The sequence below is a fragment of the Burkholderia sp. 4NA327C6 genome (genome assembly GCF_005502655.1).
Classification (GTDB): Bacteria; Pseudomonadota; Gammaproteobacteria; order Burkholderiales; family Burkholderiaceae; genus Burkholderia; species Burkholderia contaminans.
This window is the reverse complement of the sequence record NZ_SCNZ01000001.1, coordinates 120,001-134,186: the sequence shown is the minus strand read 5'-3', so window position 1 is coordinate 134,186 and position 14,186 is coordinate 120,001. Positions and strand designations below refer to the sequence as shown.

Sequence of the window (14,186 nt, the reverse complement as noted above, 5' to 3'; positions counted from 1 at the left end):
ATCTCTTGTCTATTCCGCTGCTCCAGCAAGTCCGCGTCGGCGCGTACATCACGCGCCAACACCTGTCCGGCAACAAACGCTATCCGCTCGCGCTGATGCTCGAGCCGCTGTTCCGCTGCAACCTCGCGTGCAACGGCTGCGGCAAGATCGATTATCCGGACCCCATCCTGAACCAGCGTCTGTCCGTCCAGGAATGCCTGGAAGCGGTCGACGAATGCGGCGCGCCGATCGTGTCGATCGCGGGCGGCGAGCCGCTGCTGCACAAGGAAATGCCGGAAATCGTCCGCGGCATCATGAAGCGCAAGAAGTTCGTCTACCTCTGCACGAATGCGCTGCTGATGGAAAAGAAGATGGACGACTACCAGCCGAGCCCGTATTTCGTCTGGTCGGTCCACCTCGACGGCGACGCGCAGATGCACGATCACTCGGTGTCGCAGGAAGGCGTGTACGACAAGGCGGTCGCGGCCATCAAGGAAGCGAAGCGCCGCGGCTTCCGCGTGAACATCAACTGCACGCTGTTCAACGATGCGATCCCCGAGCGCGTCGCGAAGTTCTTCGATACGTTGAAGCCGATCGGCGTCGACGGCATCACCGTGTCGCCGGGCTACGCGTACGAGCGCGCGCCGGATCAGCAGCACTTCCTGAACCGCGACAAGACGAAGAACCTGTTCCGCGAAATCCTGAAGCGCGGCGAAGGCGGCAAGCGCTGGTCGTTCAGCCAGTCGTCGCTGTTCCTCGACTTCCTGGCCGGCAACCAGACGTACAAGTGCACGCCGTGGGGCAACCCGGCGCGTACGGTGTTCGGCTGGCAGAAGCCGTGCTACCTGGTCGGCGAAGGTTACGTGAAGACCTTCAAGGAACTGATGGAAGACACGAACTGGGACAACTACGGCGTCGGCAACTACGAGAAGTGCGCGGACTGCATGGTCCACTGCGGCTTCGAGGCAACTGCCGTGATGGACACGATGGCGCATCCGCTGAAGGCGTTCGCCGTCAGCCGCAAGGGCATCAAGACCGACGGCCCGTTCGCTCCGGACATTCCGATCGACAAGCAGCGCCCGGCCGAGTACGTGTTCTCGCGCCACGTCGAGATCAAGCTCGAGGAAATCCAGCGCGCCGGCAAGGGCAAGCTGCAGAAGGCGGCGAAGCCGGCAGCCGCAGCCTGAGTGCGTTTCGCCGCGCGGAGGCCACGCCTTCGCGCCGGCGGGAAAAAATGAAGCGCCACGGAGTCCGCTCCGTGGCGCTTTTGTTTTGGGCCGCGGTTTTGCATCGCGTTTCACCGTCACCGTATTGATTGCCGCGACAGTCACGCATGCGCTGAATCAACGTGACTGTATCGCTGCGCCGGTGCGGCCGGCCCTGTCTCCTCCATCCTCCCTGCGAAACCGGTGCGACGCTACGCGGCCAGCGATTCGGCCGCATGCATGCGCATCTTCTCCGCCGCGCCCGCGACGAGTGCCGGCTGGCCGCTCGACGCGAACGCGCAGACGTGCTCCCATAGCTCGGCCAGCCGATGCCGCGTGAGCGTCGTGACGCACGTGTCGTTCGCCGCGAGCACAGGCTCGAGTACTGCGCATTCGTCGTCGCGCAGCGTCCATGCGCCGCTTTGCGCCGCGCGCGCCACACCCGCATCGAGCGCACGTTCCGCGTCGACGCACAGGTCGATGTCCGCATCCGCGCCTACCGCATCGTCGAGCGCCAGGAACACGAGGTAGACACTCGTGCGCAAGCGCATCAGCAGCGCCTCGTTGCCATGCCCGCTACGCAGCGCGACGAGCGCCATGTGGCATTTCAGCGAGATGTCGCGTGCATGCACGGGCGGCAGCGGCAGCAGCCACTCGCGGGTCAGCGGCACGTGGCGACGGTTTTTCCGGGAGCCTTTCATGACGGGCTCCCGTCGGCGGGCGCATCGCTCGCCTCGAATGCCGGCCATGCGAGGCGGCACGCAACGGCGTCGCGGCGCGCGTGGCGCAGGTACATCGCACGACGCCGCGCGCCGTGCCCATCGTCGCGCCGCTGCGCCGCTCGCGCGTCCGGCAGCCGGCGCGGCGCCGACGCGCGCACGACGCCGTTAAATCGGATCGTGCAAGCCATGTTCGCCTCCTGCATCAGAACGTGTTCTCGCCCTTCAGGTAGTACGCGGTCTTCACGAAGAACGCCTTGACCGGATGGCCGCCCTGCACATCGCGCGCGGCGCGCGCTTCCATCGCGGCCCGCTCTTCGCGCGACCGGTCCGGCACGGGGTTGTGGACACGTTCGAGCGCACGCTGCATCGCGAGCGGATAGTTCTGGTTGCCGGCGGACGTCGCGCGATAGCCGGCGCGCGTCATCTGCGTCAGTTGCGCGTCGGTTTCGGCACGCGCCGCCGACCAGCTCGACCATGAGGCATTCGAGGCGCCGTCCGTCACGGCGGACTGAGCGAAACTGACGGCGGGCAGCGCAGCGAGTGCGCAGGAAAGTACCGCAACGGGAACGAGGGATCGCATAGTGGCCTCCAGGTGGTTGTCCCCGCATCGATCATGTTCGACGATGCGTTGAAACCATCGTATGACGCGCTGCATTCCGTATGAATAGCCGATTCCGCAATTGATATTTTCGGTGTCGACACCCGGTGCGCAAACTGCGTCATGCGGGAATCCCGCCAAACAGGAATTTCTTTATTTCATTCAACGCCCTGATCGCATTTGTTCAGACGATCCGAAGCAGCGCACGCAGCGCTTTTTCAATTTCGGAAATGACATGTTGCTGATGCGATCACCACCGGCGCACCTGCCGACAAGGCTTCCGGCGTGATCTCGCGCGTGCGGACACCGCAATCGCCGGCCCGATCGAATCGAACGTTTCTCGTGATTCAGGACAAGTCATCGCGTCCGGATTGCCGGATAGCGACACGACGCGCACGGCAAGGACGCGCGATAATCACACATCGGCCGTTTCGCACGGCACCTCATGCATTCCCATCTTCATCGAGTCCTTCCATGGCTGCCCTCGACATCACCGCCATCCAGAGTTGGCACGCGCACGTCTATTTCGATGCGGCGAGCCGCGACGCGGCCTGGGCGTTTCGCCAGGTCGTCGACGAACGGTTCGGCGCGGTCATCGAACTCGGCCGCTTTCACGAACGCCTCGTCGGCCCGCACCCGGCGTGGTCGTACCAGATCGCGTTCGACGCCGCGCGCTTCGACGACATCGTGCCGTGGCTCGTGCTGAACCACGGGGCGCTCGACATCTTCCTGCATCCGAATACGAACGACGAACTGCGCGACCATCGCGATTGCGCGGTGTGGATCGGGAAGTCGTATCAGCTGAATCTCGACGCGCTGGCCGGATAACGGCCGGCACGCGGCCGCCTGCGCCGCGGCACATCCACGTTTCGGGTCGACGTGAAACGTTCCGCGGCGGCGCGCCCATACAGTGGGTTCCGTTATCGACGCTTCCGGAACCCGCCATGTCACACGCCCACGCCGATGCCCGGCACATTTACGAAGGCTGGCACGCGGCCGTCGTCGCGCGCGACGTCGATGCGCTGATGGCGCTGTATGCGGACGACGCGATACTCGAAACGCCGCTGATCGTCGTCACGCTGCCCGATCACGGCTCCGGCGTGCTGCACGGCAAGGCCGCGATCGGCGCATTCTTCGCGGCGAGCCTGCGCAATCCGGGCAACAAGCTCGGGCGCTGGTATCGCACCGGGCTGTTCTTCTCGAACGGCCGCCAGCTCACGTGGGAATATCCGCGCGCCACGCCGGACGGCGACCAGGTCGATCTCGTCGAAGTGATGGATCTGCGCGACGGGCTGATCGCGCATCATCGCGTGTACTGGGGATGGGCCGGCTTTCTCGCGCTGCGCGCCGCCACGCCGGCGCCCGACCGCGCATGACGGGCGCCGCACCGAACCGCGCCGCGGCCCGCCGCGTGCTCGCCGCGACCTGCGTGAGCTACACGCTCGTGCTGCTCGACGCGTCCATCGTCAACGTCGCGCTCACCGACATCGCCCATACGTTCGGCAGCCGCGTAGCCGGGCTGCAGTGGATCGTGAACGCGTACACGCTCGCGTTCGCGAGCCTGCTGATGACCGGCGGCACACTCGGCGACCGGCTCGGCGATCGCGACGTCTATATCGCCGGGCTCGCGGTATTCGTCGCCGCGTCGGCGCTATGCGGCGTCGCGCCGAGCCTCCCGGCGCTCGCAGTCGCCCGCGCGCTGCAAGGCGTCGGGAGCGCGATGCTGGTGCCTTGCTCGCTCGCGCTGCTCAATCGCGCCTTCCCCGAACCGGCTGCGCGCGCGTCGGCGATCAGCCTGTGGATGGGCTGCGGCGGCATCGCGATGGCGTCGGGCCCGCTGATCGGCGGCCTGCTGATCCATCTGTTCGGATGGCGCAGCCTCTTCTTCGTGAACCTGCCGCTCGGGCTGGCCGGCATCCGGCTCGGCCGCTCGGTCGTGCGCGCTGCCGCGGGCAACGCATCGCGGCATGTCGACTGGGGCGGTCAGGCTACGGCCATCGTCGCGATCGCGGCGCTGATCGGCACGCTGATCGAAGGCCCGTCGCTCGGCTGGCGCTCAGCGCCGATCATCGGCGGCGCGGTGACGAGCGTCGTCGCGTGGAGCGCGTTCATCGCGATCGAAGCGCGGCGCCGCGAACCGATGCTGCCGCTCGCGTTCTTCCGCAACCGGCTGTTCGCCGGATCGACGTTCGTGTCGATGGCGTCGGCGTTCGTGTTCTACGGCTTGCTGTTCGTGCTCAGCCTGTTCTACCGGCAGGTCCGCGGCGCGAGCCCGCTCGATACGGGGCTCGCGTTCCTGCCGATGACCGCGATGGTCGCGCTCGGCGGGCTGTGTTCGGGCAAGCTGGTTGCTCGCTTCGGCGCGCGCGGCACGATGTGCGCGGCGTTTGGGCTCTATGCGGGCGGCGCGCTCGGCATGACGGGCATCGGTGCGACGACACCCGCGTGGCTCGCCGTCGCGCCGATGCTCGCGATCGGCTTCGCATCGGGATTCATCTCGCCGGCCGCGACATCGCCGGCGCTCGGGACGGTCGACCGGCGCCGCGCCGGCGTGGCGGCGGCCGCGCTGAACGCGGCGCGGCAAAGTGGATCGGCGCTTGGGGTGGCGATCTTCGGCGCGTGCATCGCGACGCTGCAGCCGTTTCCGGCGGCGATGCGGGTGGCGCTCGGCATCGCGACAGGCTTGTCGGCACTCGCCGCCGCGACGTGGTGGATCACGGCGCGGCCGTCACGGGCACCCGGCGAACCGGCTGCGCAGCTACAAACCGCCACGCGTCGGTGACGCATGCTCCAGCCGGTGCGCGCGCGGCGGCACGGCGCGCCGCCATTGCGTCAACGCCGCCCGTCGCTCACGCGACATACATCGCGACACTGACGAACTGGCACAGGCTCCCGGCCAGCACGAACAGATGCCAGATGCCGTGCCCATGGCGGATGCGCTCGTCGTTGATGAAAAAGTAGATCCCCGCGCTGTAGATCAACCCGCCGGCCACGAGCCACGCGGTACCGACCGGCGGCAGCGCATGGATCAACGGGCGCACCGCGACGAGCGCGAGCCAGCCCATCGCCACGTACAGGATCATCGACAACAGGCGCGTGCGCCGCCCGAGCGTCAGCTCCTGCACGATCCCGAACGCGGCGAGCCCCCAGCTCACGCCGAATAGCGACCAGCCCCACGGGCCCCGCAGCGTGACCAGCGTGAACGGCGTGTAGCTGCCGGCAATCAGCAGGTAGATCGCCGAGTGATCGCACTTCTGCAGGATCGCTTTCAGGCGCGGGTTGCGCACGCTGTGGTACAGCGTCGAGATTGCGTAGAGCAGGATCAGCATCGCGCCATACACGCTGAAGCTCACCACTTTGTAGGGATCGCCTTCGAGCGCGCCCATCGTGACGAGCGCCACGAGACCGACCACCGACAGCACCGCGCCGACGAGATGGGAAATGCTGTTGAAACGCTCACCGACATGCACGACGTGTTCTCCTGCGGGTCCATCTGGAAAAGAGGGAACCCTATGATACCGGCCGGCGGAATGTGCCGTGCTGCGCTCAGGCAAACGGCGACGCGCGCCGCCGGCCCGCCAAAGAAAAAAGCGCCGCGACATGCATCGCGGCGCCTCCCTTTCGATTACCGAACGGCCTGGGCAGCCCGGTTCAACAGCACTTCCCCGCTCCCGACCCGTACCGCGCATTCTGACGCTCGCGGAAGAATTCCTCATACGTCATCGGCTCGCGGTCCGGATGGGTCGCACGCATGTGCGCGACGTAGGTGTCGTAGTCGGGCAGGCCGACCATCAGCCGCAACGCCTGCCCGAGGTAACGCCCCGCGCTGCGCAGGTCGCTGCCAAGATCGCTGAACATCGCGGCCTCCCCTTAACGTCCGCTGCCGAGCGCCTGCGCGGCCGGCATCGCTTCGTACGGCGTCTCGCGCACCGTCGGCTTCGACTCGCGGCGCGCGCGCAGCACGGCGATCACGCCGTACACCGCGATCGCCACGACGACGAAGATGAACAGCCCGGCCAGCGCCGCATCGATGTAGTCGTTGAAGATGATCCGCTTCATCTGCGCGATCGACTTCGCCGGCGCGAGCACCTTGCCTTCGTCCACCGCGGCCTGCAGCTTCGCGGCGTGCGCGAGGAAGCTGACCTTCGGGTTCGCGTCGAAAATCTTCTGCCAGCCGGCCGTCAGCGTGCAGATCAGGAGCCACGCGGTCGGCACGATCGTCACCCATGCGTAGCGCTCGCGCTTCATCTTGAACAGCACGACGGTGCCGAGCACCAGCGCGATCGCGGCGAGCATCTGGTTCGAGATGCCGAACAGCGGCCACAGCGTGTTGATGCCGCCGAGCGGATCGACCACGCCCTGATACAGGAAGTAGCCCCACGCGGCCACGCACAGCGCGGTGGCGACCAGGTTCGCGGGCAGCGACTCGGTGCGCTTGAGCGCCGGGTGGAAGGTGCCGAGCAGATCCTGCAGCATGAAGCGGCCCGCACGCGTGCCGGCGTCGACGGCCGTCAGGATGAACAGCGCCTCGAACAGGATCGCGAAGTGATACCAGAACGCCATCATCGCTTCGCCGCCGATCACCTGGTGCAGGATGTGCGCCATGCCGACGGCCAGCGTCGGCGCGCCGCCCGCACGCGCGATGATCGTCGTTTCGCCGACGGCCTTCGCGGTCTGCGTCAGCATGTCGGGCGTCAGCACGAAGCCCCATTGCGTGACGGTGTTGGCCACCGCCTCAGGCGTCGAGCCGAGCACGGCGGCCGGCGCGTTCATCGCGAAGTAGATGCCCGGTTCGATCACGCACGCGGCAACCAGCGCCATGATCGCGACGAACGATTCCATCAGCATCGCGCCGTAGCCGATGAAGCGCGCGTTGGTTTCGTTGTCGATCAGCTTCGGCGTCGTGCCGGACGAGATCAGCGCGTGGAAGCCAGACACCGCACCGCACGCGATCGTGATGAACAGGAACGGGAACAGGTTGCCCGACCACACCGGGCCCGTGCCGTCGACGAACTTCGTCAGCGCGGGCATCTTCAGTTCCGGCGCGACGACCAGGATGCCGATCGCGAGGCCGAGGATCGTGCCGATCTTCAGGAAGGTCGACAGGTAGTCGCGCGGTGCGAGCAGCAGCCACACCGGCAGCACCGAGGCGACGAAGCCGTAGCCGATCAGGATCCACGTGAGCTGCGTGCCCGTGAACGTGAACCACGCGGCGAGCGTCGGCGAATCGTGCACGTGCTGGCCGAACGCGATCGATGCCATCAGCAGCACGAAGCCGATGATCGACACTTCGCCGATGCGGCCCGGACGGATGTAGCGCGTGTAGACGCCCATGAACAGCGCGATCGGAATCGTCGCGGCGACGGTGAACGTGCCCCACGGCGAATTCGTCAGGGCCTTCACGACGATCAGCGCGAGCACCGCGAGGATGATCACCATGATCAGGAACGCGCCGAACAGCGCGATCACGCCGGGCACCGTGCCGAGCTCCATCTTGACGAGATCGCCGAGCGAGCGGCCGTCGCGGCGCGTCGAGATGAACAGCACGATGAAGTCCTGCACCGCGCCGGCGAACACGACGCCGGCCAGGATCCACAGCATGCCGGGCGTGTAGCCCATCTGCGCGGCGAGCACGGGGCCGACGAGCGGCCCGGCGCCGGCGATCGCGGCGAAGTGATGGCCGAACAGCACGTACTTGTTGGTCGGCACGTAGTCGAGGCCGTCGTTGTACTTGACGGCCGGCGTCATCCGCAGCCCGTCGAGCTGCATGACCTTGCTGGCGATGAAACGGCTGTAGAAGCGATACGCGATCAGATACACGCAGACTGCGGCGATCACGATCCAGAGGGCACTGACGCGCTCGCCGTGTGCGAGTGCGATCGTGCCGAACGCGAACGCGCCGAGCAGCGCGACCGCGATCCATAGCAGGGTACTGGAAGCCCGATTCATGGCGTCTCCTGGTCTCCAATGTGTTTTTGAGTGGATGCGGCGAGGGGCCGAACCCGCGTGACGTCGATGCGTCGTGCCGCAGCCTCGCAGAGGCCACGGCGATGGGCCGTAGTATTCCGCGCGACGGGGGCGGCTTACAAGCGGATAACTACGTATGCGGAGCTACGTAGAATTACGTAGATGCGGGGAGGTGCGCTGAATGCTTTCACCCGTTCCGCCTCGATGCTCTCGAGCACATCATCTGACCGGTTCGCTTCGACCTGCTCTTGATAGCAGGCGGGAAGCGGCCCTGCTCCCCCAGTTCACGCAGATTCTGGTTTTGTCGCCGCAACCACATTGACCTTGGCCCTTCTCGGTTGCATCGCGCCAACCGTACCGTAGTGGCAAAAGATCAACTCAACGTCCTTGTCAGCCACAGGTGCCCACCTCCCCGATCGGTGGGCACCCATGCTCCTTGGTCAAAGCGCCATGACGTAGACGTCGAGAATCGCCCCCTGACGGTCGATCAACTTCAATTGCTGTAGATCAGACCGCGAGCGGCGCCGTTGACGTAAATCCTGCCATACGTGTTCCAGTCGCCGGCCATCACGCCGGAGTCGCCGAACTGGTGCGCGTCATCGTTGAAGCGCGCCCACGTTGCACCACCGTCGTCGGAATGGTAAATGCCCCAGACGCCGTTCAATGTGCCTTCCACGTAGACCGCGGCCGAGTACGACGAACCGGTCGGCGCCCTGCCCAAGGCGATCACGGTGGCGCCCGGTGTGTCGTTGGTCGACGCAAAGGCGCTGAGCTTCGTCCAGGTTGCCCCCGAGTCCACCGAGTGGTACACGGCCGTGCCGTCGGCCAGCCAGAGGTCGCCCTCGGCGTTCGGATTGACCGCCATCGACGTATCCCGCCACGCATTCCAGGCCAGGTTCGCGTTCACGGAGCCCTGGCTCAGCGCGAACGTGTGGCCGCCGTCGTTCGAGACGTAGATCCTGCCGCGCTGCCAGCTCCACGGTGCGCCGCCGGAGTCGTAGGCATAGACCTTGTTCGGGTTCTTGCGGTCCGCGGCCAGGCGGTAGGCACGCGGGAAGCCGTTCCATTTGGCGCTGAACGCCGGCAGGTTGGTCGACGTCCAGCTGGCGCCATTGTCTGTCGTGTACGACGGCACCGAGTCGGGCGGTGCCCAGGTCACGTTGTTGCGCGACGGGACGACCAGGTTGCCCACGTTGCTCTGGCTTGCCGCGGCGCCGTCAGGCAGCGACGCGAACGTCGCCCAGGTATTGCCGCTGTCGCCCGACCAGAAGCCCTTGGTGGCATGGCCGTTGGCGTTGTCGACGCCCGCGGCGGCGATGTACGTCGGATCGGACCACGACATGTCGGCCGAATTGCCGCTGCTCCACGTGTTCAACGGGCCTTTCGTCGGCCTCGTCGTGAGATCCGTATTGACCCACGTGCCGATGTCGCCGGCGCTGTTGATGAACTTGTACGACGCACCGGGCGGCGCCGTGACGAGCGCCAGCGTCACGGTTTCCTCGAGGTTGTCGACCTTGGGGCGCCAGGTTGGCGTGGGCGACGAGGCGTTCATGGTTTCGCAGATGCCGCCGCCGTGGACGTGCATGACGTGATCGCGATTGGCCGGGTCGATGGCGACGCTCTCGACCCAGCCGGCGCAGCCACCCGAGGCAGTGCCGGTGTGCGGCATGCCGGCCTCGATTTCGCGCCACGTACTGCCGCCGTCGTCGGATAGCTGGATGGTCTTGCTGGTGTCGCTCCAGCCCGTCATGCCCAGTGCGATGCGGGCGGACGAGCCCAGACCGGAGACGGACAGGCCGCCAAAGCCGTTACCGTTGGAGCGGTTGAGCAGCGTCCAGTTGCCGTTGTTACTTCCGCCGAACTCGTAGAGATAGCTCGGACCACCGATGCCCTGGCCGACGCCCGCGTTGAACACCACGTAGAAGTTGCCGTCCGACGTGCGCACGACGTGCGGGATGTAGTAGCCGGACACCGTCGGCGGGACGGGCACCGGCGTCCAGGAGAAGCCGCCGTTGGTGGACTTGTACAGGGTCGACGTCAGGCCCGCCGCGTTGGCGTAGTCCGGGGCGACGGTGGCCCACATGATCCAGGTCGGCTGGCCACTACCCTTGCCCGACGTATCGAAGATCACCTGTTCGACGCCGATCGGGGAGCCGCCCCCGCTGATCGTGGTGGAGGACAGACCCGTGACCTGTGCCCAGGTGCGGCCCGAATCGGCACTCTTCCACAGGCCGGCCGTGCGCGATCCGTAGAACAGCGTCGAGGGATTGTTCGGGTCGACCTGCAGGCGCTCGCCCGTGGCGCGGCCGTTGTCGTTGCCGCCCACCGGGAACGGCAGGTCGTAGTGCGTCCAGGTGTCGCCGCGGTTGCTCGAGATGTAGATGCGGCCGTTGTGACCCTGCGTCACGGTAATGCCGGTCATCATGTAGACGAGTTGATCGTTGTTCGGGTCGAGCGCTAGGCTTTCGACGCCATGGAAATCGCCCTCGCCTGAGCCGAAGCCGATGCCGTCGGTAATCGGTGTCCACGTCGAGTTGGTCGCGTTCCAGCGGTACGCGCCGCCAACGTCGGTGCGTGCGTACAGCAGGCTCGCGTTGGCTGGATGGTAGATCAGGCCGGTGACGTAGCCACCGCCGCCCCACTTGACGCTGGTCCAGCTGGCCGCGGCCGCCGGCAGGTTGCTGCCGCTGCCATTTCCGCCGATCTGACTACGATTGGCGGCGACATCGGCACCCGCATTGGTCACGCCTGTCGCGCTGTCGGATCCGCCATCACAGCCCCATAACGTACACGCCATCGCCGCAGCGGCAATCCATCGTTGAGAAAACACGGTCATCAGAAGTCCTTAAGGAAAGAGGTCCATCGCAGGGCCCACGGTCGGGCCCTGCGCGATCAATTCGTCATGAGCGATGCAATCTGCGCAGCGCTGAGCGCACCGCGATAGATACGGAAATCGTCGATCAGGCCGCGGAACGTGGCGTCGGCACCGTATTGCGATTTGCCCAGCCAGTTCTGCGTGGTAGGGCCAAGGCGGAACGGCGCCTGAAACATCGCCGTGTTGGTACTGACGGGCGTGCCGTCCACGTATATCGTGCCGGTCGAACCCGATAGCGTGACGGCCACATGCACCCATCGCTTGCTCGGCAGCTCGGTGGGGGCGTCGATGATCTGTTCCGGAGGGCCGTCACCGGGGCCGTTGGCCGTCATCGCGAAGCGCATGCCGGCCCAGCCGTTGCGCAACTGGGCGCGCGGCGTGAACATCATGTAGCGGTGGAACCCCGTGCCGAAGTCGAACAGGCGTGCCCACGTTTGCGCGCCGTTCCAGAACACCCAGCTGGCGATGGTGAAGTCCGACACATCGGCCAGCAGATCGTCGGGCAACGCCACATACGCGCCCGAGCCGTTGAGCGAAACCGCGTTGCCGCTGCGCCCCGCTGCCCACGTTGCGCCGTTGAGCGTGCCATTGCGCCCGTTGCCCGAGCTATCGGCGGCCGTGACGCCGCTGCCTTCATCAAACGTGAGGTGCGCGAGCAACTGCTGCGCCGTGATCACTTTCACTTCGTTGGAGGGCGCCGACTCGCCCGCAATCGTTTGCGCCGTCACGACATAAAAATACGTGCCGGCACCGGCGGGCATATCGGTAAAGGTCAGCAGATCGGTGATACCGCTCCGGATGGTGCTGTACGGTCCGCCGGCAATGGTGGCGCGCTTGACGTTGTAGCCGACGGCGTTGCTGCTGCCCCACCACGACAACACCACCTTGCCCGCGCCGGCGTAGCCGGTCAGGCCGGTCGGCGTTGCGGCAGGGGTGCCGGGGTCGAGCGTACAGGTGAGCGTGCCGTAGCCAAGCTGGTCGAATCCGCCACTGTTGGGGCCGTAGTTGCCGCCGCCGCCTTCCGGTGCCACAAGCTCGGCAGCGCGCTTCGTGTAGGGCGCCGCCAGACCTTTGCGGTTGATGTAATGGTTGGCCACCAGCGCCCAGCAGGGCCGCCCCAGGGCGTCGCCTTGCCCACCGGTGGAGAACTGCGTCTGGGTAACGCCGACGCTGTTCTGGTACGTGACGAAAGGCACCGTGTAGAACGCGCCGTCCGCCTGCTTCAGGTTGGCCTTGGCCACGTATTCCGCGCCGGCCAGAAAGCGATTGTTGTCATGGCCGTACAGGTCGATACCCTGATTCCACGCCATCTCGCAAATGGCGCCCATCAATGCAATGCCGAGCGTGCTGTGGCCCTGGTCACGGCCGGCTTCCTGCCATTGCCCGAGGTTGCCGGGGTGCAGGTAGTACACGGCTTGCCGGATACAGCCGTTGCTGCCACCGGTCTTGAAATGGGTGACGGCCTCGTTGACCAGCTCGGCATCGTCGCACAGCACGCCGATGGCCAGGATGCACGCGATGTTGGCCAGGCCCCAGTTGGCCCAGTAGTGCGTGTCCATCGCGGTGTCGATACGGGTCAGGAAAGCGTGACTGACCGGGTAGAAGACATTGCGCATCATGGCCTGGAACGCCGCGAGTCCGGCCGGACTCCAGCCGCTGTAGCCGCGCATGATTTCGGCTGCGTTGGCGAACTCGTAGCCGTAGATGCCGGCGGCGAGCGCCACGTCGCTGCCGCCAAGCGTCGTCAGCTTCGCGGCCCATTGGTCCAGATACTCCACGGCTTTGTCGGCATAGCGTGTGTCGTCCGACACCTTCCAGCGCAGCGCGTCGCCATAGGCGGCGGCGATGTCGTTGTAGAGCGCGCCGTAGTTCTGGCCATGCGTGGGATCATTGCCGCGATAGATGCCGACCTGCGGGTTCGGCTTGTTCGTGAGGCGCGTGTGACCGTTGGCGACGAGCACGTTCCAGCTGTCGATCCACGGGGAAGCGTGAGCCCCGACCTTAGCGCGCATGCGTTCGAAATCCGCCTCGGTATGCAGCAAACCGGGATGCGTGAAGGCTCGGGTCTGGGCAATGCCCGCCGACGTCGCCCCTGCGTCGAGACCATTCGAAGCTGGCGCACCTCGGGACGCCTGGCCGGTGCCGTTTGCCGATGCACGCTCACCGCCTGTAACCGCGTTGCTTCCGTCTCCACCGCATCCGGCCAGAAGCGTTGCGCCGAGCGCCGTCACGAAATGGCGTCGTGCAATATTTTCGATGTCGCCGAGTGGGACGATTTCCTCGGGTAGCATCGTCGGTGCTCCGTTGTCTCGCATGTCTGGATCCCCAGTTTTTTAGCTATGGTCGAAGCAACAAAAATGTACGAACCATTCCGTATTCGTCAGGAACGCGTAGCATTCTATCCAATACGATAGGGATGTAATCAAGCGAAAAAAAACATATTCATCAATGACACGCACGTGTCACATCGGTGATGCACGGATTGAGGATTGCGCGAAGCGGCTGGGCGCCGCCGTAGAACAAGACAACATCGATCGTGGGCATGATCTGTTGTCCGTAGCGCGCTCACGGCGGAGCACGCCATCTCGAATCCGACGACCCACCTGCCAATAGAAGTTCGGCGTCGACGGCTGCGGCCGCGATCCCGCCCACATCCTCGCCGATTGCCAGCAGGCTCCTGCGAGCCGCTACGGTCTGAGGGATCGCATGTCACGGCAAGCACAAATTTCATGCAATCCATCGGGAGGGGCTGGAAACGCATCGGCCCGCCCGTGCGGCACGATGCAAAATGGCCGGCAACAGATGTGCCGGCCGCTGGTGTGAGACGAATGCATCCCGCG

At 65.8% G+C, this 14,186-nt stretch carries 12 protein-coding genes; 4 read left to right on the top strand and 8 right to left on the bottom strand.

All coding sequences use genetic code 11. The features are described 5' to 3' along the window. Window positions 1-5 precede the first annotated feature (5 nt). The gene (gene hpnH / locus FFS49_RS00630; RefSeq protein ID WP_039349540.1) at window positions 6-1,166 is read left to right on the top strand and encodes an adenosyl-hopene transferase HpnH; all 1,161 of its coding nucleotides are present in this window, start codon (window positions 6-8) and stop codon (window positions 1,164-1,166) included. Window positions 1,167-1,396: 230 nt separating this feature from the next. On the opposite strand, the gene FFS49_RS00625 is transcribed toward hpnH, so the two are convergent. The 3 genes from FFS49_RS00625 to FFS49_RS00615 are packed head-to-tail and all read right to left on the bottom strand — an operon-like array spanning window position 1,397 to window position 2,486. Next, complete coding sequence (locus tag FFS49_RS00625) at window positions 1,397-1,885, bottom strand: hypothetical protein (RefSeq protein WP_039349537.1); 489 nt, start codon at window positions 1,883-1,885, stop codon at window positions 1,397-1,399. Beyond that, the gene (locus FFS49_RS00620) at window positions 1,882-2,094 is read right to left on the bottom strand and encodes a hypothetical protein (protein ID WP_105818393.1); all 213 of its coding nucleotides are present in this window, start codon (window positions 2,092-2,094) and stop codon (window positions 1,882-1,884) included. Before FFS49_RS00620 ends, FFS49_RS00625 begins: the two co-directional genes overlap by 4 nt. Window positions 2,095-2,108: 14 nt before the next feature. After that, window positions 2,109-2,486: a hypothetical protein gene (locus FFS49_RS00615; RefSeq protein ID WP_039349533.1), complete on the bottom strand. Its 378-nt coding sequence runs from the start codon at window positions 2,484-2,486 to the stop codon at window positions 2,109-2,111. Between the two features lie 492 nt (window positions 2,487-2,978). Here FFS49_RS00615 and FFS49_RS00610 point away from each other — a divergent pair, with 492 nt between their 5' ends. The 3 genes from FFS49_RS00610 (at window position 2,979) to FFS49_RS00600 (ending at window position 5,286) form a co-directional block, all read left to right on the top strand. Beyond that, on the top strand, window positions 2,979-3,332 hold the full coding sequence (locus FFS49_RS00610; RefSeq protein WP_105818319.1) for a DOPA 4,5-dioxygenase family protein: 354 nt from the start codon (window positions 2,979-2,981) through the stop codon (window positions 3,330-3,332). A gap of 116 nt (window positions 3,333-3,448) precedes the next feature. Continuing rightward, window positions 3,449-3,880 (top strand): nuclear transport factor 2 family protein, encoded by a 432-nt coding sequence (locus tag FFS49_RS00605; RefSeq protein ID WP_105818320.1) that lies wholly within the window; start codon window positions 3,449-3,451, stop codon window positions 3,878-3,880. Then, window positions 3,877-5,286, top strand: coding sequence for an MFS transporter (locus tag FFS49_RS00600; RefSeq protein ID WP_105818321.1), 1,410 nt, complete (start codon window positions 3,877-3,879; stop codon window positions 5,284-5,286). Before FFS49_RS00605 ends, FFS49_RS00600 begins: the two co-directional genes overlap by 4 nt. A gap of 67 nt (window positions 5,287-5,353) precedes the next feature. Here the strand turns inward: FFS49_RS00600 and FFS49_RS00595 are convergent, their stop codons facing one another. The 5 genes from FFS49_RS00595 to FFS49_RS00575 all read right to left on the bottom strand — a co-directional run bounded on the left by FFS49_RS00595 (window position 5,354) and on the right by FFS49_RS00575 (window position 13,637). Further along, window positions 5,354-5,974, bottom strand: a complete 621-nt coding sequence (locus tag FFS49_RS00595; protein WP_105818322.1) for a hemolysin III family protein — start codon at window positions 5,972-5,974, stop codon at window positions 5,354-5,356. A 181-nt stretch (window positions 5,975-6,155) separates the two neighbouring features. Beyond that, on the bottom strand, window positions 6,156-6,362 hold the full coding sequence (locus tag FFS49_RS00590) for a YbdD/YjiX family protein (protein ID WP_011353713.1): 207 nt from the start codon (window positions 6,360-6,362) through the stop codon (window positions 6,156-6,158). Window positions 6,363-6,374: 12 nt separating this feature from the next. Beyond that, a complete protein-coding gene (locus FFS49_RS00585; RefSeq protein WP_039349522.1) occupies window positions 6,375-8,453 on the bottom strand; it encodes a carbon starvation CstA family protein in 2,079 nt (692 codons plus the stop codon). 511 nt (window positions 8,454-8,964) lie between these two features. Beyond that, window positions 8,965-11,307 (bottom strand): dockerin, encoded by a 2,343-nt coding sequence (locus FFS49_RS00580; protein WP_105818323.1) that lies wholly within the window; start codon window positions 11,305-11,307, stop codon window positions 8,965-8,967. Window positions 11,308-11,363: 56 nt separating this feature from the next. Continuing rightward, the gene (locus FFS49_RS00575) at window positions 11,364-13,637 is read right to left on the bottom strand and encodes a LamG-like jellyroll fold domain-containing protein (RefSeq protein ID WP_105818324.1); all 2,274 of its coding nucleotides are present in this window, start codon (window positions 13,635-13,637) and stop codon (window positions 11,364-11,366) included. Between the last annotated feature and the right edge of the window lie 549 nt (window positions 13,638-14,186).